At 42.1% G+C, this 26,750-nt stretch carries 28 protein-coding genes and 7 tRNA genes; 14 read left to right on the top strand and 21 right to left on the bottom strand.

Annotated features, from left to right (window positions below):
• Window positions 1-337 precede the first annotated feature (337 nt).
• Entirely contained in the window at window positions 338-2,011 is a 1,674-nt protein-coding gene (locus BET01_RS11660; protein ID WP_120196988.1) for a S8 family peptidase, read from the top strand.
• 8 nt (window positions 2,012-2,019) lie between these two features.
• Here BET01_RS11660 and BET01_RS11655 read toward each other — a convergent pair whose 3' ends face one another.
• From BET01_RS11655 to BET01_RS11620, 8 genes are all read right to left on the bottom strand, one after another.
• Window positions 2,020-2,202: a hypothetical protein gene (locus BET01_RS11655; protein ID WP_120196987.1), complete on the bottom strand. Its 183-nt coding sequence runs from the start codon at window positions 2,200-2,202 to the stop codon at window positions 2,020-2,022.
• A gap of 211 nt (window positions 2,203-2,413) precedes the next feature.
• Window positions 2,414-2,493: transfer RNA gene (locus BET01_RS11650), tRNA-Leu, on the bottom strand.
• A gap of 136 nt (window positions 2,494-2,629) precedes the next feature.
• Window positions 2,630-2,702, bottom strand: a tRNA-Lys gene (locus BET01_RS11645).
• A 3-nt stretch (window positions 2,703-2,705) separates the two neighbouring features.
• Window positions 2,706-2,777, bottom strand: a tRNA-Gln gene (locus tag BET01_RS11640).
• Between the two features lie 40 nt (window positions 2,778-2,817).
• Window positions 2,818-2,893: transfer RNA gene (locus BET01_RS11635), tRNA-His, on the bottom strand.
• 31 nt (window positions 2,894-2,924) lie between these two features.
• Window positions 2,925-2,998 (bottom strand) — tRNA-Arg (locus tag BET01_RS11630).
• A 3-nt stretch (window positions 2,999-3,001) separates the two neighbouring features.
• Window positions 3,002-3,072 (bottom strand) — tRNA-Gly (locus tag BET01_RS11625).
• Window positions 3,073-3,112: 40 nt separating this feature from the next.
• Window positions 3,113-3,186 (bottom strand) — tRNA-Pro (locus BET01_RS11620).
• 430 nt (window positions 3,187-3,616) lie between these two features.
• Here BET01_RS11620 and BET01_RS11615 point away from each other — a divergent pair.
• Window positions 3,617-4,087, top strand: coding sequence for a methylated-DNA--[protein]-cysteine S-methyltransferase (locus BET01_RS11615; protein ID WP_120197005.1), 471 nt, complete (start codon window positions 3,617-3,619; stop codon window positions 4,085-4,087).
• A gap of 119 nt (window positions 4,088-4,206) precedes the next feature.
• Window positions 4,207-4,905 (top strand): hypothetical protein, encoded by a 699-nt coding sequence (locus tag BET01_RS11610; protein WP_120196986.1) that lies wholly within the window; start codon window positions 4,207-4,209, stop codon window positions 4,903-4,905.
• 110 nt (window positions 4,906-5,015) lie between these two features.
• Here BET01_RS11610 and BET01_RS11605 read toward each other — a convergent pair whose 3' ends face one another.
• From BET01_RS11605 to BET01_RS11595, 3 genes are read right to left on the bottom strand one after another with little or no spacing between them, the layout of a single operon-like run.
• Entirely contained in the window at window positions 5,016-5,597 is a 582-nt protein-coding gene (locus tag BET01_RS11605) for an ATP-binding cassette domain-containing protein (protein ID WP_120196985.1), read from the bottom strand.
• A 3-nt stretch (window positions 5,598-5,600) separates the two neighbouring features.
• On the bottom strand, window positions 5,601-6,371 hold the full coding sequence (locus tag BET01_RS11600; RefSeq protein WP_120196984.1) for an ABC transporter permease: 771 nt from the start codon (window positions 6,369-6,371) through the stop codon (window positions 5,601-5,603).
• 27 nt (window positions 6,372-6,398) lie between these two features.
• Window positions 6,399-7,457: an ABC transporter substrate-binding protein gene (locus BET01_RS11595; RefSeq protein ID WP_120196983.1), complete on the bottom strand. Its 1,059-nt coding sequence runs from the start codon at window positions 7,455-7,457 to the stop codon at window positions 6,399-6,401.
• Window positions 7,458-7,647: 190 nt separating this feature from the next.
• Here BET01_RS11595 and BET01_RS11590 point away from each other — a divergent pair, with 190 nt between their 5' ends.
• The 5 genes from BET01_RS11590 to BET01_RS11570 all read left to right on the top strand — a co-directional run bounded on the left by BET01_RS11590 (window position 7,648) and on the right by BET01_RS11570 (window position 13,350).
• On the top strand, window positions 7,648-8,478 hold the full coding sequence (locus BET01_RS11590) for a purine-nucleoside phosphorylase (protein WP_120196982.1): 831 nt from the start codon (window positions 7,648-7,650) through the stop codon (window positions 8,476-8,478).
• Window positions 8,479-8,688: 210 nt separating this feature from the next.
• Window positions 8,689-8,928 carry a (2Fe-2S) ferredoxin domain-containing protein gene (locus tag BET01_RS11585; RefSeq protein WP_120196981.1) on the top strand — a complete coding sequence of 80 codons (240 nt, stop codon included), beginning with the start codon at window positions 8,689-8,691 and terminating at the stop codon, window positions 8,926-8,928.
• A 2-nt stretch (window positions 8,929-8,930) separates the two neighbouring features.
• Window positions 8,931-10,664: a [Fe-Fe] hydrogenase large subunit C-terminal domain-containing protein gene (locus tag BET01_RS11580; protein ID WP_120196980.1), complete on the top strand. Its 1,734-nt coding sequence runs from the start codon at window positions 8,931-8,933 to the stop codon at window positions 10,662-10,664.
• Window positions 10,664-11,845: a SpoIIE family protein phosphatase gene (locus tag BET01_RS11575; RefSeq protein ID WP_120196979.1), complete on the top strand. Its 1,182-nt coding sequence runs from the start codon at window positions 10,664-10,666 to the stop codon at window positions 11,843-11,845. The genes BET01_RS11580 and BET01_RS11575 overlap by 1 nt, the downstream gene beginning before the upstream one ends.
• Window positions 11,846-11,898: 53 nt before the next feature.
• Window positions 11,899-13,350 (top strand): 4Fe-4S dicluster domain-containing protein, encoded by a 1,452-nt coding sequence (locus tag BET01_RS11570; protein ID WP_120196978.1) that lies wholly within the window; start codon window positions 11,899-11,901, stop codon window positions 13,348-13,350.
• A gap of 146 nt (window positions 13,351-13,496) precedes the next feature.
• Here BET01_RS11570 and BET01_RS11565 read toward each other — a convergent pair whose 3' ends face one another.
• The 7 genes from BET01_RS11565 to BET01_RS11540 form a co-directional block, all read right to left on the bottom strand.
• A complete protein-coding gene (locus BET01_RS11565; RefSeq protein WP_120196977.1) occupies window positions 13,497-13,742 on the bottom strand; it encodes a spore coat protein in 246 nt (81 codons plus the stop codon).
• A gap of 13 nt (window positions 13,743-13,755) precedes the next feature.
• The gene (locus tag BET01_RS21725; RefSeq protein ID WP_166428728.1) at window positions 13,756-13,929 is read right to left on the bottom strand and encodes a hypothetical protein; all 174 of its coding nucleotides are present in this window, start codon (window positions 13,927-13,929) and stop codon (window positions 13,756-13,758) included.
• A gap of 229 nt (window positions 13,930-14,158) precedes the next feature.
• Entirely contained in the window at window positions 14,159-15,901 is a 1,743-nt protein-coding gene (locus tag BET01_RS11560; RefSeq protein ID WP_120197004.1) for an NADH-dependent [FeFe] hydrogenase, group A6, read from the bottom strand.
• A gap of 17 nt (window positions 15,902-15,918) precedes the next feature.
• On the bottom strand, window positions 15,919-17,706 hold the full coding sequence (nuoF, locus tag BET01_RS11555) for an NADH-quinone oxidoreductase subunit NuoF (protein WP_120196976.1): 1,788 nt from the start codon (window positions 17,704-17,706) through the stop codon (window positions 15,919-15,921).
• Between the two features lie 14 nt (window positions 17,707-17,720).
• Window positions 17,721-18,098: a (2Fe-2S) ferredoxin domain-containing protein gene (locus BET01_RS11550; RefSeq protein ID WP_120196975.1), complete on the bottom strand. Its 378-nt coding sequence runs from the start codon at window positions 18,096-18,098 to the stop codon at window positions 17,721-17,723.
• 23 nt (window positions 18,099-18,121) lie between these two features.
• Entirely contained in the window at window positions 18,122-18,679 is a 558-nt protein-coding gene (locus BET01_RS11545) for an ATP-binding protein (RefSeq protein WP_120196974.1), read from the bottom strand.
• 12 nt (window positions 18,680-18,691) lie between these two features.
• Entirely contained in the window at window positions 18,692-19,186 is a 495-nt protein-coding gene (locus BET01_RS11540; RefSeq protein ID WP_120196973.1) for an NADH-quinone oxidoreductase subunit NuoE family protein, read from the bottom strand.
• Between the two features lie 197 nt (window positions 19,187-19,383).
• On the opposite strand from BET01_RS11540, the gene BET01_RS11535 reads away from it, so the two are divergent.
• The 4 genes from BET01_RS11535 (at window position 19,384) to BET01_RS11515 (ending at window position 22,978) form a co-directional block, all read left to right on the top strand.
• Entirely contained in the window at window positions 19,384-19,728 is a 345-nt protein-coding gene (locus BET01_RS11535) for a hypothetical protein (protein WP_120196972.1), read from the top strand.
• A gap of 446 nt (window positions 19,729-20,174) precedes the next feature.
• Window positions 20,175-21,179 (top strand): SDR family NAD(P)-dependent oxidoreductase, encoded by a 1,005-nt coding sequence (locus BET01_RS11525; RefSeq protein WP_120196971.1) that lies wholly within the window; start codon window positions 20,175-20,177, stop codon window positions 21,177-21,179.
• Window positions 21,180-21,395: 216 nt separating this feature from the next.
• A complete protein-coding gene (locus BET01_RS11520) occupies window positions 21,396-22,424 on the top strand; it encodes a polysaccharide deacetylase family protein (protein WP_243117200.1) in 1,029 nt (342 codons plus the stop codon).
• A gap of 20 nt (window positions 22,425-22,444) precedes the next feature.
• Window positions 22,445-22,978, top strand: a complete 534-nt coding sequence (locus tag BET01_RS11515) for a GNAT family N-acetyltransferase (RefSeq protein ID WP_120196970.1) — start codon at window positions 22,445-22,447, stop codon at window positions 22,976-22,978.
• 150 nt (window positions 22,979-23,128) lie between these two features.
• On the opposite strand, the gene BET01_RS11510 is transcribed toward BET01_RS11515, so the two are convergent.
• From BET01_RS11510 to BET01_RS11500, 3 genes are read right to left on the bottom strand one after another with little or no spacing between them, the layout of a single operon-like run.
• Entirely contained in the window at window positions 23,129-24,334 is a 1,206-nt protein-coding gene (locus BET01_RS11510) for a class I SAM-dependent rRNA methyltransferase (protein ID WP_120196969.1), read from the bottom strand.
• Between the two features lie 23 nt (window positions 24,335-24,357).
• Entirely contained in the window at window positions 24,358-24,867 is a 510-nt protein-coding gene (locus BET01_RS11505; protein WP_243117199.1) for a hypothetical protein, read from the bottom strand.
• Window positions 24,864-25,295, bottom strand: coding sequence for a DUF4430 domain-containing protein (locus BET01_RS11500; protein WP_120196968.1), 432 nt, complete (start codon window positions 25,293-25,295; stop codon window positions 24,864-24,866). Before BET01_RS11500 ends, BET01_RS11505 begins: the two co-directional genes overlap by 4 nt.
• 150 nt (window positions 25,296-25,445) lie before the next feature.
• Between BET01_RS11500 and BET01_RS11495 the strand changes: the two genes are divergently transcribed.
• Together BET01_RS11495 and hisH are read left to right on the top strand one after the other, a co-directional pair.
• Window positions 25,446-26,060: an SIR2 family NAD-dependent protein deacylase gene (locus tag BET01_RS11495; protein ID WP_120196967.1), complete on the top strand. Its 615-nt coding sequence runs from the start codon at window positions 25,446-25,448 to the stop codon at window positions 26,058-26,060.
• A gap of 71 nt (window positions 26,061-26,131) precedes the next feature.
• On the top strand, window positions 26,132-26,740 hold the full coding sequence (hisH, locus tag BET01_RS11490; protein ID WP_120196966.1) for an imidazole glycerol phosphate synthase subunit HisH: 609 nt from the start codon (window positions 26,132-26,134) through the stop codon (window positions 26,738-26,740).
• Window positions 26,741-26,750 lie beyond the last annotated feature (10 nt).

The following is a 26,750-nucleotide window of genomic DNA, read 5'->3' as shown; positions in this document are numbered from 1 at the left end:
ATGGTATTTTCCTGGAAAATAAGGTCGATTTTAGGTTTTGAAAGAAGGCAATAAAAAAAGGAGTACCGTAGGATTGGGGAAATACGGCACTCCTAAGAAGAGTTAAATAAATTATAACGCAAGAAATCGTTTAAGTAAAGTAAAATAAGTAAATTTTTATCTTTTTAATGAAAAAATATGTAAATAGAAGTTATTTAGGACTAAATAAAATGAATAATGACGTTTCCCCTTTATTGCGACTATATTGTGTGGTTTTGGGTTAATTCTTCTGCTCATATCCAGCCTATAAACGCATAAACTGTATCATATCTTCATTAAAAAGACAGGAGGTTGATGCATGGAAAAGATTATGGACAATCGATATTATGATTTTATTATTAATAATGCATTGATACCAACTTATAATACAGGCGATAATATCACACCTCTTACCGATGTAAATTCCCTGGTTCATATATTAAGGGAGCAGATGGACGCCTGCGATCTTGGCAGGAGTCCTTATCATATGTTTCCGGCTTTATTTACTCTGGAATCTACCCTAAGTTATGATACTCCAGATTTATTTACCACTGAGGCGAGTTCCAATGTGACCACGTCTGGAAGAGGGGTGATTGTAGGTGTGGTGGATACGGGTGTTGATTACCGACATTCGGCTTTCATGCACAATGATAATACCACCAGAATTATATCCATTTGGGATCAAACACTGGTGGATAGCGTACCTCCCAGGGGTTTTACCTTTGGGGCAGAATATACCAAGGAACTCATTAATTTTGCATTGATTTCAGATGATCCTTTGTCATTGGTTCCTACCGTGGACACCATAGGTCACGGAACAGCCATTGCAAGCATCATTGCTGGTCGTCGGGATGATACATATAATTTTTCAGGGGTTTCTCCGGAAGCAGATTTGATTGTCGTAAAATTAAAAGAGGCCAAAGATAATCTAAAAGAGATATTTTTTGTTCCAGAGAATGCTCTCTGTTATCAGGAATCAGATATTATGCTGGGAATTCGATATATGGTGGGAGTAGCCAATCGGTTAAATCGTCCCATAGTCATCTGTCTTGCTCTAGGCAGCAGTCAAGGTGGCCATGATGGGAGAGGACCTTCTGGTGCTTATCTAGATTATCTGGTGCAGCTTCCAAAGACCGGGGTCGTTATTTCGGCTGGAAATGAGGGAAATAATCAAAGGCATTACTTTAACAATACAGTAACAGCCCCCTTCTATCATAACTTTCAACTTGTGGTAGGGAGAAATGACCGGGAATTTATGGTGGAGATTTGGCCTTACATACTATCCAATCTATATATAGAAATAACAACACCTACCTTTGAAACTTCTCAGATAATCAATGCTTCGGTAGAAAGCTGCCAGAGAATCACATTTCAGACGATTAGTGGTGAGGTCTGGGTAAATAATATTCTTTTCGAGGAAGAAACAGGAGATCAGCTCATTTTAGTACGGTTTCGGAATATTCCTCCGGGAACGTGGTACTTCAGGGTTGGGAGTAATCGAGGGGAACCATTTTCGTTTCACTGCTGGCTGCCATCTGGGAACTTGATATCAAACGAGACTTATTTTTTAAATGCGAATCCCGATACTACAATTACAGCAGACGGAGATTCGTCTCATCCTTTGACAGTCACAGCCTATAATCAGCAAAATGGAGAAATTTTGTTAGAATCTGGAAGAGGGTATACGAGGCTGGGGTTGGTGAAACCAGATGTTGGAGCACCTGGCTACCGGATTCCCTGTGCCATACCAGAAGGCCGGTATGGGACCATTACAGGCACTGGGGCGGCAGCGGCCCATACTACTGGGGTTGCTGCTACTGTCATGGAATGGGCCTACAGCCTGGGCAATTACACGGCTGTAACAGGGAATCAGGTCAACCGCCTGATCATAAGAGAAGCTGACCGTGAAGAAAATCAAACTTATCCCAATAATATTTGGGGTTACGGAAAGCTTGATCCTATTAATATCTTCAAACGGCTGTCAAGCCAGTGACCGCTTTCTTACTTTCTTTGCTCTAGCTCTTCCCGGATCTTGGGTTTGATTCCTCTTCGATTCATCTCCTTTAGAATGTTCTCGAATTCTCCGGGGGGAGCAGATGGGGCTTTCATATCCCTGCTTGCGGTTTCTAGCTGGTTAAATTCATTGGCCCACTGTTTCTCGGTTTTCTTTTCTCGATGTTTCAAAATATCACCTCCCAGAAAATTATATAACGATTGTAAAGCCGTACAATGAATTTAGATATATTAAAATATTTCCAATATTCAAAAAACGATTTTCACAAATCTTTCTATACCTATATTATAATAGGAAGAGATCATCTTTTAGACAAATAAAAAAGCACCGGAACCCCTTGTGTTTACAAGGAATTCCGGTGCTTTCACCGTAAACCTGACATGCGGGTAACAGGACTTGAACCTGCACGGTCTCCCACCAGAACCTAAATCTGGCGCGTCTGCCAATTCCGCCATACCCGCTGACAACAATATAGATGATACCATTGGAAGTAGAAATTGTCAAGAAATATAAATTGTATTTTTAATAAAGTTAGTGAGAGAGTAGTTTTGAGTAAGAAAAAACGGACTCTTTATAGAATCCGTCTTTCTTTTTTCGTGAGACACCGGGGATTCGAACCCCGGACAACTTGATTAAAAGTCAAGTGCTCTACCACCTGAGCTAGTATCCCATACTGGGCTAGTTGGATTTGAACCAACGAATGCAGGAGTCAAAGTCCTGTGCCTTACCGCTTGGCGATAGCCCAATAAAAACTCCAGATAAAAAAAAATTCCCTAAAAGGGAAAAGGTGAGTACAGGGATTCGAACCCTGGGCCTCCAGAGCCACAATCTGGCGCGATAACCACCTTCGCCATACCCACCATAATTCCACATCTTGGTTAGAGATGTAGAACGAGCCTGAAGGGATTTGAACCCCCGACCCACGGCTTAGAAGGCCGTTGCTCTATCCAACTGAGCTACAGACTCAAGAGCGGGTGATGGGAATCGAACCCACGCGTCTAGCTTGGAAGGCTAGCGTTCTACCATTGAACCACACCCGCAAAAGTGTTTGAGATTACTCTTTTGACAGTTTTATCTCAGTCGGGGTGACAGGATTCGAACCTGCGACTTCCTGGTCCCAAACCAGGCGCTCTACCAAGCTGAGCCACACCCCGAGGTGATTTGCGTTTGTTGCATTTCTCCAACGCAAGAGTTATTATATCTGATGTATATACTTTTGTCAACAATAATATTAAAAAAAGTTTTAATTATTTAAAAAGCTTGATTTTACGTGGTTTTTTGGAGGTTTTGTTCCTGAAATGGAGGAACCGGCAGGATTAATTTCTTAATCCTGCCGGTTGAGTATGAAAAATAAAAAGTCAATATTAAAAGGTGGGGTCCTTTACATTTATTAGTATATCTGGAAATTGTGACGGAAGTTTGACCAGTCGATAAACATTTCATAAACATTCGAAAGGAATTATAAGGAATGTTTAAAAACAAAAGGATGTTTTGATTCTGGTGGTTAATCCTATGATATTTGAAATTACCTATGATATAATGAAAGAAATTAAAATGAACCATAAGAGAAAGGAGATGCTGTCTATGAGATACTGGGATACCATGGAAAGCAAGATTGGAACTTTAACATTAGTATGTGATGAGGAAGCAATTCTTGGTTTAGAATTTCAGGTTACGGAGCCTGAGGGAGCAATTAGAGAAAGAACACCTTTAATAGAACAAGCAGCTTTACAGATAGAAGAGTATATGGAAGGCAAAAGAGTGAAATTTGATTTGCCTCTTAGGCCTGAGGGGACTAAATTTCAAATGCAGGTATGGGACTCGCTTTTAACCATTCCTTATGGAGAGGTTAGAAGTTATAAGGATATTGCAGTAGCCATTGGTAATCCTAAGGCATGTCGTGCGGTTGGAATGGCAAATAATCGCAATCCTATTTCTATTATAATTCCCTGTCACAGAGTCATTGGGGCAAATGGTAGCCTGGTAGGGTATGGAGGCGGACTTCCTATTAAGACTAAACTTCTTAAATTAGAAGATTCGAAAAGAACTTGGTAAAATTATTAAGAATTTTTGGGGATTCTTTCAGTTCCTTTAATACCCTATACTTTTCCTTTTTATCATGATATAATTCTCCACGTCACAAGAAATAAAACTGATTAGAAGGAGTGATTATTATGAGAAGAAAAAATTTGTTGGCAGCGATAGCATTAGCCATGACAGTAATGGTGGCAGCTACCGCATGTGGATCAAAAAATAATACAAAGCAGCCAGAATCCACGAAGGAAGCGTCAGCTACCGTAGCATCTTCCGAGTCCAAAGAAGAGGGAAGCAAAGCTTCAGATGCTGAAGATACCAAGGAAGCAGAAAGTGAAGAGACAACTGCTTATGTGCAGAAGACTTCTGCTGATGCAGGAAGCATTACCTCTGGCGTATTTACATCAGCTTCTGGAAAATATGAGATTACACCACCATCTGGCTGGAGCGTGGATGAAGATGGAGATGAAAGCGTAGCTTCCTTTACCTCACCAAGCGGAAGCGATATTGTAGAAGTTACTTATGCAGAAGGTGAAGATGCAGACGGCGCAAGAGAAGTTTATCCTGCAACCATGGAAGAGTATAAGAAACTGGTTGACAGGGGAGAAGGCATGGAATTTGTTCGTTATAATGTAGAAAACGGCAAAAACGGAAGTCAGAAGTTTGATTATGCCATTCGCTATAAGTCTCCTCAGGATGGAGTACGCTATTTCGCTATTAGCGGTTCCTATGATGCAGCCACTAAAAAATACCTTAGTGCTTCCGCTACCTTAGTATCTGAAGATAAAGCTGTAATCGATCAGGTAGAAGCATCTCTTAAGACTTTAAAATTAAAATAATAGTATATCAAATATTATAAAAAACGCATTGGTTGATATCCTCCCGTTTCGTACGGGGTAGGATATTGCCAATGCGTTTTTTGTTTTTATGAACTGTTTTTTCGTTCCTTTCATGAAAGACTGATTAATGTACCATTCAAAAGTGAGGCATCCTCAGACTGATGGGTACTGATAATTACTAGTTTATCCTTGGTACATTCTTTGATATAGCTCATTACGTTTTTCTTTGTTTCGTGATCAAGTCCAGTAAAGGGCTCATCCATTACGATAACATCGGAGGGCACCCATAAGGCCCTTCCAATGGCGACTCGCCGCTTCATACCACCGCTTAAGGTGGATACCGGACGGGTGAGGGATTCTCTGGGCAAAAGATTTAAAAGGACTTCCCTGGCTCTTTTTTGAAGCTCTTTTGAGTGGCCTGGAACCGTCATAGTGAGATTTTCAATGGGTGAAAATTCCTCGCAAAGACGATCTTCCTGAAAAACTGCGACAATTTTAAGATCAGAAGGAGCCTCAATGAGGCCAGAATCAGCTTCTAAGATTCCCAAAAGAATCTTAAAAAATGAAGTTTTCCCTGATCCTGATGGTCCCATAAGGCAGTAAACCGAGCCAGAATGAAGGGAAAAGTTAACATCTGATAAGACTTTAAGTCCTTGAAAGGATAAGTTTAGATGTGCTACATTCAGTTCCATAACTTATTCCTCCCTTCTTTTTACAAGGACTGAGGTGGGAGATGCCAGGGATAAAACCCGTAAAAATAGAGCTTCAAAGGCAGCACTGATTACAACAATCACCAGTGTCCAGGCAAATAAATCGGCCGTGCTTAAATAGATTTTTGCCATATACAGCCTCTCTCCAATGGAATGGCCGGGAACTCCGATGACCTCTGCTGCTATTCCAGATTTAAAGCTCATACCAAGCGCGACTCGGCATCCACTGATGAGATGAGGAAGAAGAGCAGGACGATAAATGTAATATAGTTTTTTGAATGGAGGCATACGAAATACTCTTGCCATTTCAAGAAGCTTTTTATCAGCGCTTCGTAAGCCTGCCATGGTATGGATGTAGATCATGGGAAATACAACTAAAAAGGAAATAAATAAGGATAGATTCTCTGATCCAATCCAAATCAGTGCCAGAATAATAAAAGAAGCGACTGGTACAGACTTTAAAAATGAAACTGGAGGTTGTAAGAAGTCCTCCAGCAAAGGAAAACGGTAGGCAGCGCCTCCGATTATGATACCAGCCATAAAAGCCAGGAAAAAGCCAAGGCTGATTTTTCCAAAGGAAAATGCAATGGTCTTCCAAAACTCCACTGTAAAAGCCTGAAAGAGCAGTGAATGGATTACCTCAAGAGGGCCGACTAAAATAATATTGTTGTGAAGGGCGACGCTTGCCACCTGCCACAGCAAGAGCCAAAAGAGGATCATACCGGTGCTTTTAAACCGGACGGTGGCTGATTTCATGAAAGTCTCCTTATCTATAGGTTAGAATTATGGCATGTAATAGAAGGAATCATCAGGAAGAGATCCCCCCACAGAGGTTGGTTCTATGCCAAAGATTACGTTTAAGTATCCGCTTAAAAGGGACTTCATCTCTTTCCCTTCAATATAAGTAATACTGCAGTATGGAATGGCCTTTTCTGCAATAGGTGCCTTCTCGATTATGCCAGAAGATACCACCAAAGCGGCTGCTTCGCTTACATTGGAATTGACAAATTCAGCTGATTTTTTATGTTCCAACATAAAGGTATCCACAGCTTCTTTGTGTTCTTTTAATACGTCATTTCTGCAGATGGTCACGCCTGTTACAAGGCTTCCTCCCTCTGCTTTTGCTTTTGCATCCCACTCTTTTGTTAAGTCAAGAACCACGCTCAGCTTATCGTTTTGGGTGATGGCTGCGGTTGCGAAGGGTTGGGGAAGGATGCCAACGGCCTCTGGTTTTTCTTTTAAAAGAGAAGCTACTTCTGTTGCCTCTGACTTATATTCTAAAGTTACATCTTCTGTGGTTAGCCCATTGGTTTTTAATATGTGCTGCAAAACATAATCTGGAGTGGTTCCCTTTCCGGTGAGATATATTGTTTTTCCTTTTAAGTCGGCAGTGGTTTTAATGGAGGCATCTCCTGATATTCCATAAAGTACGCCAAGGGTATTGATGTCAAGAACTGTGATTTCATGGTTTGTTTTTGTATAAAGAATGGAAGCCATATTGGCAGGTACCAAAGCAACATCTAGTTCTTTGTTTACGATTTTCCCTAGCAGCTCATCAGCTGCGGTTACCATGATAAACTCATAGCTGCCCTCAGAGGTTCCCTTGTCAGCCTTATCTTTAAGCTCCACCAGTCCCATGGAGGTAGGGCCTTTTAAAGAGCCTATTTTCAGGGGATAGCCGCCCTTCTTAGCCGTGGTTGTTTCTGATTGAGTAACTTCTTGTGACGTTGCCGCAGTGGTGTCCTTTGGGTTTGTTTCCGGGCCAGTCTTTTTTCCGGAACAACCAGTCAATGCGGTGAAAGCCATTGTAAAAACCATTAGCAGTGATAACATTTTTTTCATATGAATCCTCCCTTTTTATGTTACAAAATATGCTTGAAATTAATTTCCATATATCGGTAAATGGACAAATTCAGTATATCATTGTGCCGTCTAATTTGTCAAAATTTAGATGAGTTATATTAGAATTTGTGATATACTAAAAATACCTGTATTTTTGAATCTGCAGGAATGTGAAGGGAGATAAAAGCGAATGAATCAAGTATATGAAAAATTACAGAATTGTTTGAAAAGTGTTAGGGAAAAAACGGATTTTGTTCCGGAAGTCGCCCTAATCCTTGGTTCCGGCCTTGGAGAATACGCAGAGGAAATAGAAGTCGTTACTACCATTAATTATAATGATATTGAAGGGTTTCCTGTATCAACCGTTGCAGGACATAAAGGAAGATTTATTTTTGGTTATGTAAATAAGGTTCCAGTAGTTATCATGCAGGGACGTGTTCATTTTTATGAAGGATATCCTATGACAGATGTGGTGCTCCCTACTAGATTAATGGGATTATTAGGTGCTAAGACTCTGCTTCTTACCAACGCCTGCGGCGGTGTAAATAAGGAATATCATGCAGGAGATTTCATGCTGATTAGGGATCATATTGCGACCTCTGTTCCTTCCCCATTACTTGGAGAAAACATAGAAGAATTAGGCCCAAGATTCCCAGATATGAGTGATGTTTACCGCAGAGAGCTTCGTGGCATCATTAAGGAAGTGGCAAAAGAAGAGGGGATTGAACTTCAAGAAGGTGTATATCTTCAGTTATCAGGCCCAGCATATGAATCTCCAGCTGAAGTACAGATGTGTCGGATTCTGGGAGCAGATGCTGTAGGGATGAGTACCGCCTGTGAGGCTCTTGCAGCCAACCACATGGGCATGAAGGTATGTGGCATCTCTTGTATTACCAATATGGCCTGTGGCATCACAGATCAGCCATTAAGTCATGCTGAGGTTCAGGAGACAGCTGACAGGGTGGCTCCAATCTTTAAGAAGTTAATTACAGCTTCTATTACAAAGATTGCAGGGAAATAAGATAGAGATAAGTAGAAATGGGACTAGAGGAAACTTCTGGTCCTGTTTTTTGATGGATGCCACCAGGCAGAACCGAGTGTTAGTCAAAATAATGTGTATTGCAAAAAATACACCTAATCGGTAAAAATTTATTGATAACCCCACATTGATATGCGATAATATTTTAATAGGGGAAGCAATAACAAGGGGAAAATAGGAGGGGTAATACTCATGAGAGTTACAATCTGTATCGGCAGCGCATGCCATTTAAAGGGGTCAAGGGAAGTCGTAGCACAGCTTCAGTCTATGGTAAAGGAGCGTCATCTGGAGGAACAGGTGGATTTAAATGGTTCCTTTTGCAGCGGTAATTGCGTAAGCGGCGTTTGTGTGACCGTTGATGGCCAGTTGTATTCTTTAAAGCCAGAAGACACGAGGGAGTTTTTTGACAGGGAAATTATAGGGAGGCTTTGATCATGGGAATCATTGATTTCAAGGCTACCAAATGCAAACACTGCTACAAATGTATTCGTAACTGTGAAGTCAAGGCAGTCATGATCAAAAACGAACTGGCAGAGATCATGCCGGATCAATGCATTTTATGTGGTAAATGCATGCAGGTATGTCCACAGTCTGCCAAAACTCTGATCAGTGATCTGGATCTGGTCAAGGGATATATAAGCCGTGGGGAGAGAACCATAATCTCCCTGGCACCATCTTATATGGGGCTATTAAAATACGACTCCATTGGCCAGATAAACGGAGCACTGCGAAAGCTTGGTTTTACCGATGTCAGAGAGACCGCAGAAGGGGCCGCCCTTGTGACGGCAGAGTATACTCGGCTGTTAAAGGAAGGGAAGATGGACACCATCATCACCACCTGCTGTCCTGGCGTCAATGACTTAGTGGAGATTTATTATCCGCAGTTAATTCCTTATCTGGCACCGGTAGTATCACCTATGATCGCTCATGGAAAGCTTTTGAAGACGGAGATGGGTTATGATACAAAGGTGGTGTTTCTCGGTCCTTGTATTGCCAAGAAGAAGGAGGCAGAGGATGCCCGCCATGCTGGATATATTGATGCGGTTTTAAGTTTTGTCGATATTAAGAGATGGCTCTTAGAGGAAGGGATTTCTATCGAATCTTGTGAGGATATCCCATTTACCAACCAGAACCCCAGAGTAAACCGCCTTTACCCGGTCGCCAACGGAATCATCAGTTCTGTGCTGGCGACGGAAAAGGAAGGAGATCATTACCGGAAGCTTTATGTCCATGGCATTCGCAACTGTATGGATCTTTGTGATAGTATAACAGAGGGTACCATGGAAGGTTGCTTTATTGAGATGAACGTATGTTCCGGTGGCTGCATCAACGGCCCATTGGTGGAAGATGAGAAGATCTCCCGGTTTAAAGTAAAGCTGGATATGGAAGAAACTATTGAGAAGGAACCGGTTCCATGGGAAGAGATTAATCCTATCATGGACCAGTTATCATTTCAAAAGCATTTTATGAACCGGGCACCAGAGGAAGTTATGCCCACCGAGGCCCAGATCAAAGAGATTTTTAAGATGACAGGAAAACGTAAACCGGAGGATGAGCTAAACTGCGGAGCCTGCGGTTATTCCACATGCCGTGAAAAGGCGATCGCTGTATTTCAGAAAAAGGCAGAACTTAATATGTGCATTCCTTTTATGAATGAAAAGGCAGAGTCCCTTTCTAATCTTGTGTTGGAAACTTCACCAAATATTGTACTGATTGTGGATAAAGACATGAAAATCCTGGAATTTTCTGGAGTGGGCGAGAAATACTTTGGAAAAAGCAGACAGGAGGCTCTAACGATGTATTTATACGAGTTTATTGATCCTTCTGATTTCCAATGGGTATATAAAACCCATCAAAAGATTCATGGAAAAAAGGTGAGCTACGGGGAATATGGCTTTTCCACCATGCAGAACATTGTTTACGTTGAAAAAGAGGATATGGTTTTAGCTACATTTATCGATATTACGAGAGAAGAAGAACTGGCAAAGCAGGAATACGAAAAAAAGCTGGAGACCATTGATTTGGCTCAGAAGGTTATCCACAAGCAGATGATGGTGGCCCAGGAAATCGCAGGGCTGTTGGGGGAAACCACAGCAGAGACAAAAACCACATTGACGAAGCTTTGCAGATCTTTATTGGATGAAGGAAGCGAAAGCGAGGTTCGGTGATGGGAATTACAGTAGATGCTGCTTACAAAAGCCTTAATAAGTTCAATGAAGTTCTTTGCGGGGATAAAGTAGAATTTTTGCAAACGGATGAATCCAATCTAATGATTCTGGCCGATGGAATGGGAAGCGGAGTAAAAGCAAATATTTTGGCAACCATGACTTCCAAAATCCTTGGCACCATGTTTTTAAATGGAGCCACATTAGAGGAATGTGTGGAAACCATAGTAGAGACGCTTCCGGTTTGTCAGGTGCGGCAGGTGGCTTACTCCACGTTTAGTATTTTGCAGGTGTTTAACAGCGGTGAGGCTTATCTGGTGGAGTTTGATAATCCAAGCTGTATCTTTATCAGGGATGGGAGCCTTGTTCCGATTCCTCAAAACACGAGGATCATACGAGATAAGACAATCAATGAATACAGGTTTCGGGTTAAAAAGGGAGATGCCCTGATTCTTTTGAGTGATGGCACCATTCATGCGGGAGTGGGACAGCTTCTTAATTTCGGGTGGCTGTGGGAGGATGTGGCTTCTTATGCGGTAAAGCAGTATCGTCTGACCATCTCAGCCATACGACTTGCCTCGGCCCTTACAACGGCCTGTGATGAGCTTTACCAGTACCGGCCCGGCGATGATACCACAGTTGCAGTTATGAGGATCATTGACAGGAAGCCGGTACATTTAATGACTGGGCCACCCAAAAGCAAACGGGATGATGTCTCAATGGTAAGCGAGTTTCTCTCAGGAGATGATACCACCAAACGAATCGTCTGCGGGGGAACCAGCGCAAATATTGTATCCAGAGAGATTGGAAAGAAGCTTTCTGTTTCCCTTCATTACTATGACCCAGATATTCCCCCCATTGCCACGCTTGATGGGGTGGAGCTTGTAACAGAAGGCGTTCTGACCCTGAACCGGGTTTTAAAGCTTTTAAAGCAGTTTGTAAAAAATCAGTCCGTGACAGAGGAATACTTTAAGGAGTTGGATAAACCAAATGGAGGCTCTTTGGTCGCAAAGATGTTAATTGAGGACTGTACGGAGCTTAATTTGTATGTTGGAATGGCGATTAATAGTGCATATCAAAACCCAGGTCTGCCCTTTGATCTTGGCATACGCCAAAATCTTGTGGATCAGCTTAAGCATGCGGTAGAAGAAATGGGGAAAAAGGTTACAATCACATATTATTAGTAAACAAAGGATGTTCACACGACCACTTCGGTGGAAGTTACAGGAGGAAAATTATGGCAACAAGTGACGCTACATTACATCGCATTACACACAACGTACTGCTTGAGGTGGCAAAATATGTATGGGAGGATCGGTTAGAGGAAGGCAGAAATGAGATTCCTTATCACATCATTCCAGGTCCAAAAGCTCAGTTTCGATGCTGCATTTACAGGGAACGGGAGATTATCAGAGAGAGAGTTCGTCTTGCGGAGGGGTTATGCCCTAGCGGGAAGGGAACCACAAATATCGTACAGGTCATAAACTCTGCCTGTGAGGGCTGTCCCATCGCCCGTTATGTGGTTACGGATAATTGCCAGCTTTGTATGGGAAAAGCATGTCAGGCATCCTGTAATTTTGGTGCAATCACTATGGGCCATGACCGCGCCCATATTCACACGGATAAATGCAAGGAGTGCGGGAAATGCTCCCAGGCCTGCCCTTATAATGCAATCGCAGATCTGACACGCCCTTGCAAGAAAAGCTGTCCGGTGGATGCCATTACTATGGATGAAAACGACATTGTTGTTATAGATGAGAAAAAATGCATTCAGTGCGGAGCATGTGTCAATGGCTGCCCCTTTGGAGCCATTGGAACAAAGACCTTTCTTGCTGATGTGATACGGCTGATTAAGGCAGGGAAAAAGGTAGTTGCTATGGTAGCCCCCGCTACGGAAGGCCAGTACGGCCCGGATATTACTATGGCAAGCTGGAAGACCGCATTAAAAAAAGTCGGTTTTGAAGACATGGTGGAAGTTGCCTTAGGTGGTGACTTAACAGCAGCAGCAGAGGCGACGGAATGGGCAGAAGCTTATAAGGAAGGCAAGAAGATGACCACCTCTTGCTGTCCGGCTTTTGTGAATATGATCAAACAGCATTATCCAATGCTGCTTGAAAATATGTCTACCACCGTATCTCCAATGTGTGCGGTATCCAGAATGCTCAAGGAACAAGATCCAGATACCGTGACCGTATTTATCGGCCCTTGTATTGCAAAGAAGAGCGAAAGTCTTGACCTAAATGTAAAAGACAATGCGGATTATGTTTTGACTCTTGGAGAGGCCTATGCCATGATCCAGGCAAAGGGAGTGGACTTAGAACCAGAGGAAAATACGTATCAGCAGGCCTCTGTATTTGGCAAACGTTTTGGAAATGGAGGCGGTGTGACCGCAGCTGTATTAGAATGTCTGAAAGAGACGGAGGAAAATACGGATATCCAGGTGATGAAGTGTAATGGTGCGGCGGAGTGTAAGAAAGCACTCATGCTTTTAAAGGTTGGAAAGCTTCCTACCGATTTTATTGAGGGCATGGTCTGCACAGGCGGATGCGTCGGTGGTCCTGCAAGACATAAGAATGAAAACGAAGCCAAAAAAGCCAGAGATCTTTTGATTGGACAGGCGGATGGAAGAGAAGTTCATGAGAACTTAAAGAACCAGGGACTTGAAATGGTACCAATGCACAGGCATTAAGAAACGTCTATAAATCTAGTTAAAATCTTGTATTATAAAATAGAATTCTTATAAAAATGCGTCTTGATTGGACCTTTTAAAGGTCACGTCAAGACGCATTTTTACAGATTTGCTCTGAACTTAATCGACTATGTTATGATAAGTGATTACATTCCTGCAAACTGGTTTTTAACTTTGCTTATTTTCTGCTGCTCTGCTTGTTCTGTGGTATACCATCCCTTAGCGGACATTTTCTTATAAAGGCTATCCTGAATGCATAAACTGTCATTTAATGCAGTATCAAATGCTTGGTGTACATTCATAGTAGGGGATTCAATGGTTCCATGCATATACAAGTCACAGACTCCCTTGGCTGTGTTGAGCAGGTTTTCCATAATAATCTTGTCATCCATATTTGGTTCCTCCTTACACTAAATTATAGAAGCTGTCAAAAATTTGCTGGTGCTTTTGAATGATTTCCTGTGCGCAGGCTTTTAATTCTGGATCCTGCAGGTTCTGTGCTGCTTCTTGGCATTGTGTCTTTAAAAATTTTTCATGTCCGAGAGCATCTTCAATATAGATTAATTCTTTTGGGCTCATGTTTTATCACCTCCAATCTTAGTATGGAACTTTTCTCTTAAATCATTCACTTTGTTTAAAATTCTCATTAATTCAAAAAAATATGAATGATACAAGTTATTAGTTCTTGAAAATAGAACAAAAAAGCATCCTGAATTGGCGTTATAAGCCATCAGGACGCTTTTTGTATGATAATTAAACAATTTCTGAATTTTATGTTGTGGTTATATTTTTTCTAGCCCAACGATTTTTATGAATTGATTTTTCTTTTTACATAAGTGGTATGAAGGAGATGGTGAGCTTTCTCGCTTCCTGGCTCTCCTAAATAGGTACTATAAAGCTCTTTAATAGCAGGATTTTCATGAGATTTACGAATCTTACTTCCAGCATCAGAATCGTATAACACCTTTGCTCTCAGGCCACGGATATCAGTGGTGTTGCGGACATAACCTGGCTGTTGAGGCTGACCGCCTCCACCAATACAGCCACCAAGACAACCCATAATCTCAATGAAATGATAGTCTGCTTCCCCTGATTTCACTCGATTTAATAAATCTCTAGCATTGATAAGGCCGGATGCAACGGCTACGTTGACTTTCAGATCGCCTATCTCATAAGAGGCTTCTTTGATTCCCTCCATACCACGTACATCGTTAAATTCAAGTTTTTGCAACTCTTCTCCAGTAAGAGTTTCCACAGCAGTTCGAAGAGCAGCTTCCATAACTCCGCCGGTGGCTCCAAAGATAACTCCAGCACCTGTACCAATGCCTAGTGGGATGTCAAAGGATTCATCTGGAAGACTTTCAAAGCGGAGACCAGCCTGTTTGATCATTCGAGCTAATTCTCTGGTGGTGATAGTGTAATCCACATCTGGGCTACCACTTGCAGCTTGATTGTCTCTTCCAATCTCAAACTTTTTAGCGGTACAAGGCATAACGCTTACGGAAACGATGTCTTCTGGATTTAATCCCATCTTCTCTGCGTAATAAGATTTGGCAATGGCACCAAACATCTGCTGAGGAGATTTACAGGATGATAAGTTCTCTGTCATCTCAGGGAAGTAGTGCTCACAGTATTTAATCCAGCCAGGAGAACAGGAAGTGATCATAGGAAGAACACCGCCATGCTGCACTCGATGAATGAATTCGTGTGCTTCCTCCAAGATGGTAAGATCCGCACCAAAGTTAGTATCGAAAACGTTGTCAAAGCCAAGTCTTCTTAAAGCGGCAACCATCTTTCCTTCTACATTTGTACCAATTGGGAAGCCAAATTCTTCGCCAAGTGCCGCACGAACGGCAGGAGCGGTCTGAACAAGTACGTGCTTACCTGAATCAGCAATGGCAGCAACAACCTCTTGTATGCTGCTCTTTTCATAAAGAGCACCGGTTGGGCAGACGGCAATACACTGACCACAAGAAACGCAACTTGTTTCACCAAGGCCCATCTCAAATGGAGAGCCGATAAAGGTGGCAAATCCTCTTTGGTTTGGTCCGATTACGCCGATTCCCTGAACCTTTTCACACATAGAGGAGCAGCGACGGCATAAGATACACTTGCTGTTATCACGAACCATATGGGTAGCACTTTCATCCAGAGTGGATGGTGTCTTGTCTCCATCATAGAGGTTCTCGGAATCGACTCCTAATTCTTTACACAAGGTCTGAAGTTCACAATCTCCACTTCTCACACAAGATAAACAGGAGCGGTCATGGTTTGATAAGATGAGCTGCAGGGTTTTCTTTCTATAATCACGGACATTAGGTGTATTGGTCCATATTTCCATTCCTGCATTGATTGGGTATACACAGGAAGCTGCAAGCTTTCCGCCACCGATATCTACCGTACAGATGCGGCATGCAGCGATTTCATTAATTTCTTTTAAAAAGCATAACGTTGGTATCTCTATATGAGCAAGTCTGGCAGCCTCAAGGATGGTGGAGCCTGCCGGAGCGCTTACGTCAATACCGTTGATTTTAATTGTAATATTCTCCATGTTGCGGTCTCCCTCCATTATCTTTTATATACAGCGTCGAATTTGCATTTCTCCATACAGACACCACACTTGATGCATTTATCAAGGTCAATGATGTGAGGGTTCTTAACAGAACCGGAGATAGCCTGAACTGGACAGTTTCTGGCGCAGAGAGTACAACCTCTGCACTTTTCGGAATCAATGTGATAGGAGAGAAGCGCTTTACACACACCGGCTGGACATGTCTTATCTATGATATGAGCATTGTATTCGTCCCGGAAAAACTTTAAGGTTGACAGAACAGGATTTGGAGCTGTCTGGCCTAAACCGCATGCAGAGTTCGCTTTTATATAATGACAAAGTTCTTCCAGACGGTCTACGTCCTCAAGGGTAGCCTGGCCCTTTGTAATCTTATCAAGGATCTCCAGCATACGCTTGGTGCCGATACGGCATGGAGTACATTTGCCACAGGATTCTTCTACCGTAAACTCTAAGAAGAACTTGGCAATGTCCACCATACAGTCCGTTTCATCTAAAACAATCAAACCGCCTGAGCCCATCATAGAGCCGATGCCAATAAGATTGTCGTAGTCGATTGGGATGTCATAGTGTTCCATTGGAATACAGCCGCCGGAAGGTCCGCCGGTCTGAGCTGCCTTAAATTTCTTCCCGTTTGGAATGCCGCCGCCCACTTCTTCGATGATCTCCCGGAGAGTGGTTCCCATGGGGACTTCTACAAGTCCTGTATTCTTAATCTTTCCACCAAGTGCAAAAACCTTGGTTCCCTTAGAACGTTCTGTACCCATGGAAGCAAACCATTTGGAACCGTTTAAGATGATCTGAGGAATATTTGCGTAGGTTTCTACGTTATTTAAAATAGTAGGCTTACCAAAAAGACCCTTTTGGGCTGGAAATGGAGGTCGTGGTCTTGGCTCACCGCGGTTGCCTTCAATGGAAACCATAAGTGCCGTTTCTTCTCCGCAAACGAAAGCACCTGCTCCCAGACGAAGGTCAATATCAAAGGAAAATCCACTTCCAAAGATATCATCTCCTAAAAGACCCATCTCTCTGGACTGGCTGATGGCGATTTTAAGACGATCTACGGCAATTGGATATTCCGCACGTACGTATATGTAGCCTTGGGATGCGCCAATGGCGTAGCCGGCAATGGTCATGGATTCTAACAGTGCATGTGGATCTCCCTCTAAAACGGAACGGTCCATAAATGCACCGGGGTCACCTTCATCCGCGTTGCAGCAAACATATTTCTGATCCGCATCATTTTGCTTTGCAAGCTTCCATTTTAGTCCGGTAGGGAAGCCAGCGCCGCCTCTTCCTCTTAATCCACTGTCTAAAAGTTCCTGAATTACTTCATCAGGAGTCATCTCAGTGAGAACTTTTCCAAGTGCCTGATAACCTCCGGTACCAATGTATTCCTCAATGACTTCCGGATTGATGACGCCGCAGTTTCTAAGGGCGATTCTGTGCTGCTTTTTATAGAAATCGGTATCACCTAATGCTTTGATACCAGAGGGAGTTACTGTCTCTTCATAGAGCAACCTCTTTACGGGCCGTCCCTTTAATAAGTGCTCATTTACAATTTCCGGAATGTCTTCTTCCTTTACCATAGCATAAAATGATGCATCCGGATAAATAATCATAATAGGTCCTAATGCACAAAGACCGTGACAACCGGTCTGTACAACGGATACTTCTTCAGAAAGATCCTGTTTTCCAAGTTCTTCTACTAATTTAGCCATTATCTGCTGGCTGCCCGAAGAGGTGCACCCTGTGCCGCCGCAAACCAATACATGTGAACGATACATCTCCTGATTCCTCCTTATTGTGCGTCAGCAGAAGCCAACGTGTAGTGTTCCAGAACCTGACCCTTTACAAAATGCTCCTGAAATACTTCTTCCGCTTTTTCGGGAGTCATCTTGACGTAAATGATCTTTTCTTTTCCGGGTTCCAAAATCTCTACAATGGGTTCGTACTGGCATAAGCCATTGCATCCGGTCTGAATAACGGTGAACCGGTCTGTCATATGGTGTTCCTGAACCAGGTTTGATAGTGTTTGTAGAACAGGTCTTGCCCCGCTTGCAATACCGCATGTGGCCATACCCACCAGAATGCGTGTGCGTGCGTGATCTTCTTTTCTCATACTGACCTGACTCTGCATTTTATCTCGAATTTCCTTTAATTCCTCAAGAGTCTTCATGTTATTCCTCCAATAAAACGACCCTAAATGGTCGCATCTCCATCTATTTCCGATTTGTTCTCCCGTAAGTATTCCTTTATAAAAGTAGATATCTCCGGCTCATAAAGAGGGATATCCAAAAGAATGCTGCGAAAGCTTCTTGTATCCAATTCAAATGATGATTCATTATAACGGTAGGTATAGAAAAAGTCCTTGTCTGGATGGCATAGAATTAATGTCTCAATGGTGCTGTTAATGTCACCAAGAGGCATCCGGTCGATGTGGGATAGTGAAAAAAATGCTTCCACTTTCGTTCCCTTCCCCGGTTCTGAACAAATGGAGAAACTTCCCCCTGCTATTTCCGTTGCATATCGAAAAAACGGAATGCCAAGCCCAACCCCTCTGGTGGTTCGTGTGGTAAAAAACGGGTCTGTGACCCTGAGTAAAACTTCTTCTATCATTCCCACCCCATCATCGGTAATGATGGTAGTAAGACGGTCATTTTTCTCATCCACCCAAACCAGGATGGAGATTAGATGAGCGCCTGCCCGAAGGGAGTTTTCTGCCGCATCCAGAATATGTAAAGAAATCTCTTTCATCATATACCGTTTGGATTACTCATATTTGGCCAGAATGTCAGGAACATCATCAGCCGCTAGCCTTCCATAAACTTCCCCATTGACCATAAGGACAGGGGCGAGGCCACAGGCACCTACACAGCGGCAGGAATCAAGAGAAAACTTACCATCTGGGGTGCATTCCCCGTTGGTGATTCCTAAAAGGCTTTCCAGTTTGTGAAAAATATCACCAGAACCTTTTACGTAGCAGGCTGTGCCAAGGCAGACAGATACCTGATATTTACCCTTTGGCTGAAGCGCAAATTGAGAATAAAAAGTAGCCACCCCATAGATCTTTTCCAGTGGGATGTCTGTTTCATCGGAAATCATGGTTTGAACTTCGATTGGAAGATAACCGTAAATCTCTTGTGCCTTCTGCATGATAGGCATAAGAGATCCTTTTGTGTCCTTAAGCAGGAAGATTGCTTCTTTTAAAGCCACTTCCTGCTCTGCAGTCCCTTGAAAAGGGACACCTTGCTTTATACAAGTCATAAATAACCTCCTTAAATTGTTGTGCAATGTATCTGATATTTTACCATGTTATTGATAAAAAATCTATAGTTTTGTACCACATTCGACAAAAAAATAACAAAGATTACGTGTAATGTCCCTATGGAAATGCCTTGATTTGTGCTATAATTATCATAAATGCTTTTATTTTTATGAATAAAGAGAAAAAGGGGGCTAAAATGACGACAGGACAGCTGATTGACAGCGGTTTATTTGAACTGATTCATGAAGGAAACTGCAGAGATCAAGAGATATCCACCCCATTTTGTTGTGACCTTTTAAGTCTTGCTATGGGTAGGGCACCAAGGGACTGCGCCTGGGTAACAGTCATTGGAAATAAGAATACTTTGGCTGTTGCTACTTTGGTAAAAGCTGCCTGCATTATTTTGGCAGAAGGGGTTGTCTTAGATGATGAGACAGTGGAGAAAGCGAAGGAGCATGGAATTACGGTACTTAGTACGGAATTGCCTGTCTTTGAGGCGGCCTTGGCAGTTTTTTATAAGGCCAAAACCTATGTCATTTAAATTTCACTTAGATTTATGGAGTGAGTGCTTAAAATTCATATCATTTGTTAGATGATAAGATGAAGGGATAAAACTTATTGTTATATTATACTTATGGGATTGAGATAGCTTGTAAGTGAGAGTCAAAAATGGTAGGTACTTTTTCGTATAAGAAAGGGTGCCTTATTTTTTAGCCATTTTTAAGTATGATAGGATACCATTAAGAAAGATATACTTAAGTAGATATCTATAAATCTCTCTAAGGAAGTCACTGAAAATACAGCCTCATTCACTCTTTTTCACACGACCACCTAGCCAATTAACACACCAGGCACATATTGCTTCATATCTGGGTATTACACCGGTTTCGTTGAGTCGTATTCTCCGTGCAATCCGAGAAGAAAATGGAAATTAGAATCCTCAACTTCTGTAGAGGCAATTCTTTGTAATAAGAAAGGATAAAATATATGAAAAATACGATTCAAATGCCAATAGACACCAAATATGACTTTTTTTCTACCGCTGAGGATGTAATCAATCATTTGAGCTTGATTGGCAAAACTGCAATTGTAACTGGAGGTTATTCGGGAATTGGTCTTGAAACAGCCAGAGTTTTAGCTCAGTCGGGCGCTACGGTAATAGTTCCAGCGAGAACCATTGAAAAAGCGGAAAAAGCAGTAGCTGGAATTCCCAATATAGAACTGGAGACTTTAGATCTTATGGAACCTTCTTCCATCGATAATTTTTCGAATAAGTTTCTTTCTTCAGGAAGACAGTTAGATATCTTAATAAATAGCGCAGGTATTATGGCTTCGCCACTAATGAGAGATGAAAGAGGTTTTGAGTCTCAATTTTCAACCAATCACTTAGGACACTTCCAATTAACCGCAAGACTTTGGCCGGCACTTAAAAAATCTGGAAATGCAAGGGTTGTTGCTGTTTCATCAAGAGCCCAGCGCCTTGGAGGGGTCAATTTTGAAGATCCAAATTTTGAACATACAGAGTATGATAAATGGAAGGGATATGCTCAATCTAAAACAGCAAATATACTTTTTGCCCTTGAACTTGATAGAATTGGAAGAAATTACTGTGTAAGAGCTTTTGCAGTTCACCCAGGATTAATTCCTACTACAGATCTGGGCAGATTTTCTGAAAATGGTACTGTCGTGAAACAAGAGATTAAAACGGACGCAAATAAAAAGGCTGAACAGAAAGAAAAAACCTTAGTGAATGAACAGGCAAATGAGTTTAAAACCATAGAACAGGGGGCAGCAACTTCAATCTGGTGTGCGGTAAGTAATGATTTAATAGGAATGGGTGGCGTATATTGTGAAGATTGCAATATTGCAGAAGAAGTATCAGCAGATAGTTTAAAAGCGAATGGAGTACGCCCTTGGGCGATTAATCCTGATTATGCAAAAAAGCTTTGGAGGCTCAGTGAAAGACTGACTAGTGTAACGTTTGATTTTTAAACGAACATTCAAAAAGCCGAGATATCATATAGGTTGGATTGCTTGGGGGAAAGCTGAGAGATTGTGCATTTCTTCTATATGATATGTCATAGTGTTTTATACGGCAGTTTAGTTTAAGCTTCCTTTAAGACTCTTTACTTTTTTAGTAATATTCTTCCAATTCTTTCTTCTTTCCTGTATAGTAATAGTTAGTAACCGTTAAAGGAGAGAAGAAATATGAAAAAATTTCTACAATGGATTAGTATTTTAATGGCTATAGCACTTGTAATAGCCTTCGTACCAGCCGCACCATTTTCATCTATGGCAGATGAGACTGCGCCGGCTCCAGACAGGACGGATGTAAGACTTGGCTGGATAGATGAAAACCAGGGCCCTGGCGTTGCCAGATGGGTGGATGAAAACGGAAATATATCAAAACAACCTGGAAAAACTAAGGCTGAATCACAAAATAGCTCAACTCAAGCAACACAAGGGGAGAAAGCAGGAGAGAGCAGCCAGGGAAACAGTACTCAGCAGTCGGTAACCGGAGAAAGTGGACAAGCTGAAACACAGACTGAGACCCAACCAGCAACAGTGCCAGAGACACAACCGGCAACGCAGTCAGAGACACAACCGGCTGAAACTGGAAGACAGATCGATCCGGCGGGGCCGATGATTGCACTTACATTTGATGACGGTCCTTACGCTCCGGTAGGAAATCAGATTATGGATTCTCTTGCACAATACGGAGGAAAAGCTACATTTTTTGTGGTAGGAAGCAGGGCGGCTGCCTACCAGACAGAGCTTAAACGCATGGTGGCTGAGGGACATGAAATCGGGAACCATACGTTTGACCATAAGTATCTTACTAAATTAAACGGCGCGCAGATACAAAATGAGATCAACCGTTGTAACGATGCAGTCTTCGCGGCCAGCGGTGTAAAGCCAGTATTAGTAAGGTTGCCGGGTGGATTAAAAAACCATACAGTACTTGCCAATGTGAATGCACCAATCATTATGTGGAGCATTGATACCCTGGATTGGAAAACCAGAAATACAAGTAAAACCGTACATTCTGTGTTAAGTCAGGTGAAAGATGGAGATATCGTCCTCATGCATGAGCTATATTCCCAGACAGGAGCGGCGGCTTTAGAAATCATTCCGAAACTTGCGGCAGCAGGTTATCAGATGGTTACAGTCAGTGAATTGGCACAGTACCGAGGCGGAGTAGTTCCGGGTGGAGTATATTCTCAGTTTTACCGTTAAGTAAATGTTAGGAGGAGAGCATGAAGGAAATCGTTACGGAACGTTTGATCATACGCAGGTTCCAGCCAGAAGACTGGCAGGATCTTTATGAGTACCTATCCGATGAGGAAGTAGTCAGGTATGAGCCTTATGGGGTCCATACGATGGATCAGGCTAAGGAAACGGCAGTAAAAAGAGCGAGTAATGAATCATTTTATGGGGTCTGCTTAAAGAAAACTGGAAAGCTGATTGGAAACCTTTATCTTGGAAAAGCAGATTTTGATACATGGGAATTGGGCTATGTTTTTAATAGAAGCTATCAAGGCCAGGGGTTTGCATATGAAAGCGCAAAGGCACTTCTTGATTATGTTTTCGAACATCTAGGAGCAAGGCGTATCGTTGCAATGTGTAATCCCGACAATCATCGTTCATGGAAACTCATGGAACGCTTATCCATGAGACGGGAAGGGTTGTTGATACAAAATATATACTTCAAAAAGAATAAAGATGGAGAGCCGATATGGTCCAATACTTATGAATATGGCATTTTAAAAGATGAGTGGTGTAATCTTTAAACATAAAGTACTGATTAAGTAAAAACAGGTTCCTAATCCTTCGCCAAGGATTGGGAACCTGTTTTTATTAGAAGTAGATTGCTGATGATGCGCTAGTTATTTTTTCCATTTGTTAATTTCAGAAGTAAATTCCAAACTGATTCTCTTTATCTATTTCTCGTCACAAACCTGGAAGATATAGAACTTTAAATAGTAGGAAGTATCATCTCCAGTCCACAAGATCGGGTGATCGGCTGCCTGAGTGCGGTATTCTACCTGTCTAAGGCGTTTGTGGACATTAGAAGCAGCTTCCCTGATTGTCTTTGTAAAAAGCTCAGGTGTCATAAAATGGGAGCAAGAACAGGTGGCTAAGTAACCGCCATCTTTTACCAGCTTCATACCTCTTAAATTGATTTCACGATATCCCTTTACTGCATTTTTCAAAGAGTTCTTTGATTTTGTAAAGGCAGGAGGGTCTAGGATAACTACGTCAAACTTTTCTCCCTTTTTCTCCAGTTCCGGAAGAAGCTCAAAAACATCGGCACACTGGAAGGTCACACGGTCGGATAAATTATTTAAACGTGCATTTTCCGTAGCCTGAGCGACTCCAAGTTCAGAAGCATCCACTCCTAAAACTTCAACGGCTCCGGCAATTCCTGCATTTAAGGCAAAGGAACCGGTGTGAGTAAAGCAGTCTAATACTCGTTTTCCTTTACAGATGGGATGCATTGCGAGACGATTGTATTTCTGATCCAGGAAAAATCCTGTTTTTTGACCGTCCTCTACATCTACCAGATATTTCACGCCATTTTCCACAATTTCAACTTTTGTATCAAATGGTTCACCGATAAATCCCTTTACTCGCTCCATACCTTCCTGGAGGCGGACCTTGGCATCGCTACGTTCATAGATGCCTCGGATTTCGATGCCATCTTCTTTTAAGATACGTTTTAGAGTTTCTAAAATAAGAGGCTTTAAACGGTCAATACCAAGAGCGAGAGATTCTACCACCAATACGTCAGAAAACTTGTCCACAACAATACCAGGAAGAAAGTCTGCTTCTCCAAAGATCACGCGACAGCTATGAGTATCTGATGTAGTCTTACGGTATTCCCAGGCATTTCGAACTCTCATCTCAATAAATTCTTCGTTGATTTCTGTATCTTTTTTTCGTGTCATCATACGAACGGTGATTTTTGAGTTGGTGTTTATAAAACCTCGTCCAAGAATATAACCGTCAAAATCCTCTACGGTAACAATATCTCCATTGGTGAAGTCACCGGTAATGGTATCGATCTCATTATCAAAGATCCACATACCTCCAGCTTTTAAGGCGCGGGCCTCTCCTTTTTTAATTTTAACAATTGCTGATTCCATAAGCAATTACTCCTTTTCCTTAATTAGATTCGATTTAATGCAGTAAGAAGCCGATATAACGGCGAAAACAAGATGAGGGACAGAACAAAATTACCGATTCCATGTACGATATCAAAGGGAATTCCGGCGGTCCACCAGATAAAGGCCGCACCAGGACCTGCTAATACCAGGTAGGATAAGGCACAGAATAAACCAAAGAGCATACCAAATATTCCAGATAAGATGGATATGACAAATGGCTTTGGTGGGGTTACTCTGATAAACAGAAATACTGCGGCTGGAAGAATCGGCCATACATACAGGTAGGAAAACCACCACAACCCAAACCCATAAACAAGTCCCTCCAATACAATAAACACGTACAGGATCAGCCATACGTGTTTTTTAAATACCAGAGTATATAAAATCAGCAGCAGGGAGACTAACTCCACGTTACTGATCCAGGCAAGACTTACCTGGCTGACAAATAAAATTGCAGCGAGCAGAGCATCCCGTACCAGCTCATTGGTCGTCAGTTTGGGAAGGGGTTTCATGGCTTCGCGGCCTCCTCTTTTGCAGAGGTATACTGAAACGTATATGTTTCCTTATCCTTTATGGGTTGCTGGCTAATTCCATAACTGCAAGGCTCCCCATCCAAAAGAATGGCCCAGTAGGCATGGTCCTTTTGATAATCGGCACTTGTCCCATTGATGGCAGTTATCATAAGACCAAATTCGTCGCTTGTGTTTCCTTCTATCTTAAGATCAGGAATGGACTCAGTGGCCTCCAGCAGAAATTGAGCTTCCGTAGTGGTCTCATAATGCTCTTTCGTTCCATCTTCATATGCGACATCAATGGAAATATTCTTTGTTCCTACAATGGTAACTGGTCTTGTCAGACTGTATATAACGAGCAGTAGTGTTAAAACTGCAATAGCAGCAAAGCCTCCCAGTAAGGGAGAAAGCTTAATATGTTTATTCATAGATGGCTTACTTCCTTTGTTTATCTTTCATGCATGGATTAGTATAGCATAGATACATAGAGGGCCGCAAGGTCAGAATTTCCATCTTTTCTTAAGATTGCCATTGATGTATAATAGAGAAATACTTCTAACAAAAGGTGGATAACTATTATGATAAAAGAAACATTAGTGGAAGAAATAAAAAATTGTGAAAAACTATTAATTGGAATCGGGGAAGAGTGGAAATCCCAGGAAGCCGTAGACATACAGGTTCTTTATGATAAGCTTGGAGAATTGATTCAGGATAAGGATTATTTTATTGTAACTACGGTCACAGATGGAGAGATCAGGAAATCATCCCTGGATCAGAGAAGAATCGTGGCACCTTGCGGCAATGTAAGCTGGAGACAGTGCTCCAAATCATGTACAAAGGATATCTGGGAGCAAGGAGAAATCCCAGATGATATCTGCCCTCACTGTGGACAACCGCTTACCGGTAATACCATACAGGCGGAGGATTACATCGAAGAGGGGTATCTTCCCCAGTGGAATGCTTATACTTATTGGCTTTCTGCTACCTTAAATAAAAGAGTACTCATTCTGGAACTTGGGGTTGGATTTCAAACGCCTACGGTCATCCGGTGGCCTTTTGAGAAAACAGCTTCTATTAATAATAAGGCTCATTTATACCGGATTCACGGCTCCTTTTCCCAATTATCCGAGACTGTGAAAGGGAAAGCGGATTCTATTTCAGAAAATTCTTTAGAATTTCTTCGTAATTTATAGTTGCTTTTAGCGTTGTACAATACAAGGGACTGTGCTAAAATGTTGAAAAAAGGCGTAAAGAGGTGGCTGCTATGATTGCGATTATTGACTACGATGCCGGAAATTTAAAAAGTGTGGAAAAAGCCCTGGTTTCGCTAGGGGAACCCCCTGTTATATCGAGAGATAAGGAAATACTCCTTTCTGCGGATAAAGTGATACTTCCGGGAGTGGGGGCATTTGGAGAAGCTATGGAGAAGCTTCATCAGTATGGACTGGTGGAAGTAATTCAAAAAGTGGCAGAAAAGGGGACTCCCCTTCTTGGAATTTGTCTGGGACTTCAGCTCTTTTTCGAAAGTAGCCAAGAGTCAGAAGGAGTCAAAGGACTTGGGTTATTGCCAGGCAAAATTATTCGATTTCCGGAGACCCTTGGTTTGAAGGTCCCCCATATGGGGTGGAACTCTCTCAATATAAAACCAGAAGCTAAACTTTTTAAAGGAATTAATTCTGGGGAATATGTTTACTTTGTCCATTCATATTATTTAGAAGCAGAGCGGCAATCCGATGTGGCAGCAACGGCGGAGTATGGTCTAACCTTTGGAGCCTCGGTGGAACGGGGAAATGTTTTTGCCTGCCAGTTCCATCCAGAAAAGAGCAGTGATACAGGTCTTAAAATCTTAAAAAATTTCATTGAACTGACCTAAGGAGGAGCCG

Origin of the sequence: Lacrimispora algidixylanolytica (genome assembly GCF_003609635.1) — a bacterium.
In the GTDB taxonomy this organism is placed as follows: Bacteria; Bacillota; Clostridia; order Lachnospirales; family Lachnospiraceae; genus Lacrimispora; species Lacrimispora algidixylanolytica.
This window is presented reverse-complemented; position numbering and strand designations above follow the sequence as displayed.

Bases quoted from the DNA above. Each gene is read 5' to 3' on its own strand.
- BET01_RS11660 (WP_120196988.1), top strand. From the start codon at position 338: ATGGAAAAGATTATGGACAATCGATATTATGATTTTATTATTAATAAT.
- BET01_RS11615 (WP_120197005.1), top strand. From the start codon at position 3,617: ATGAGATACTGGGATACCATGGAAAGCAAGATTGGAACTTTAACATTA.
- BET01_RS11610 (WP_120196986.1), top strand. From the start codon at position 4,207: ATGAGAAGAAAAAATTTGTTGGCAGCGATAGCATTAGCCATGACAGTA.
- BET01_RS11605 (WP_120196985.1), bottom strand. From the start codon at position 5,597: ATGGAACTGAATGTAGCACATCTAAACTTATCCTTTCAAGGACTTAAA.
- BET01_RS11600 (WP_120196984.1), bottom strand. From the start codon at position 6,371: ATGAAATCAGCCACCGTCCGGTTTAAAAGCACCGGTATGATCCTCTTT.
- BET01_RS11595 (WP_120196983.1), bottom strand. From the start codon at position 7,457: ATGAAAAAAATGTTATCACTGCTAATGGTTTTTACAATGGCTTTCACC.
- BET01_RS11590 (WP_120196982.1), top strand. From the start codon at position 7,648: ATGAATCAAGTATATGAAAAATTACAGAATTGTTTGAAAAGTGTTAGG.
- BET01_RS11585 (WP_120196981.1), top strand. From the start codon at position 8,689: ATGAGAGTTACAATCTGTATCGGCAGCGCATGCCATTTAAAGGGGTCA.
- BET01_RS11580 (WP_120196980.1), top strand. From the start codon at position 8,931: ATGGGAATCATTGATTTCAAGGCTACCAAATGCAAACACTGCTACAAA.
- BET01_RS11575 (WP_120196979.1), top strand. From the start codon at position 10,664: ATGGGAATTACAGTAGATGCTGCTTACAAAAGCCTTAATAAGTTCAAT.
- BET01_RS11570 (WP_120196978.1), top strand. From the start codon at position 11,899: ATGGCAACAAGTGACGCTACATTACATCGCATTACACACAACGTACTG.
- BET01_RS11565 (WP_120196977.1), bottom strand. From the start codon at position 13,742: ATGGATGACAAGATTATTATGGAAAACCTGCTCAACACAGCCAAGGGA.
- BET01_RS21725 (WP_166428728.1), bottom strand. From the start codon at position 13,929: ATGAGCCCAAAAGAATTAATCTATATTGAAGATGCTCTCGGACATGAA.
- BET01_RS11560 (WP_120197004.1), bottom strand. From the start codon at position 15,901: ATGGAGAATATTACAATTAAAATCAACGGTATTGACGTAAGCGCTCCG.
- nuoF (WP_120196976.1), bottom strand. From the start codon at position 17,706: ATGTATCGTTCACATGTATTGGTTTGCGGCGGCACAGGGTGCACCTCT.
- BET01_RS11550 (WP_120196975.1), bottom strand. From the start codon at position 18,098: ATGAAGACTCTTGAGGAATTAAAGGAAATTCGAGATAAAATGCAGAGT.
- BET01_RS11545 (WP_120196974.1), bottom strand. From the start codon at position 18,679: ATGATGAAAGAGATTTCTTTACATATTCTGGATGCGGCAGAAAACTCC.
- BET01_RS11540 (WP_120196973.1), bottom strand. From the start codon at position 19,186: ATGACTTGTATAAAGCAAGGTGTCCCTTTTCAAGGGACTGCAGAGCAG.
- BET01_RS11535 (WP_120196972.1), top strand. From the start codon at position 19,384: ATGACGACAGGACAGCTGATTGACAGCGGTTTATTTGAACTGATTCAT.
- BET01_RS11525 (WP_120196971.1), top strand. From the start codon at position 20,175: ATGAAAAATACGATTCAAATGCCAATAGACACCAAATATGACTTTTTT.
- BET01_RS11520 (WP_243117200.1), top strand. From the start codon at position 21,396: ATGAAAAAATTTCTACAATGGATTAGTATTTTAATGGCTATAGCACTT.
- BET01_RS11515 (WP_120196970.1), top strand. From the start codon at position 22,445: ATGAAGGAAATCGTTACGGAACGTTTGATCATACGCAGGTTCCAGCCA.
- BET01_RS11510 (WP_120196969.1), bottom strand. From the start codon at position 24,334: ATGGAATCAGCAATTGTTAAAATTAAAAAAGGAGAGGCCCGCGCCTTA.
- BET01_RS11505 (WP_243117199.1), bottom strand. From the start codon at position 24,867: ATGAAACCCCTTCCCAAACTGACGACCAATGAGCTGGTACGGGATGCT.
- BET01_RS11500 (WP_120196968.1), bottom strand. From the start codon at position 25,295: ATGAATAAACATATTAAGCTTTCTCCCTTACTGGGAGGCTTTGCTGCT.
- BET01_RS11495 (WP_120196967.1), top strand. From the start codon at position 25,446: ATGATAAAAGAAACATTAGTGGAAGAAATAAAAAATTGTGAAAAACTA.
- hisH (WP_120196966.1), top strand. From the start codon at position 26,132: ATGATTGCGATTATTGACTACGATGCCGGAAATTTAAAAAGTGTGGAA.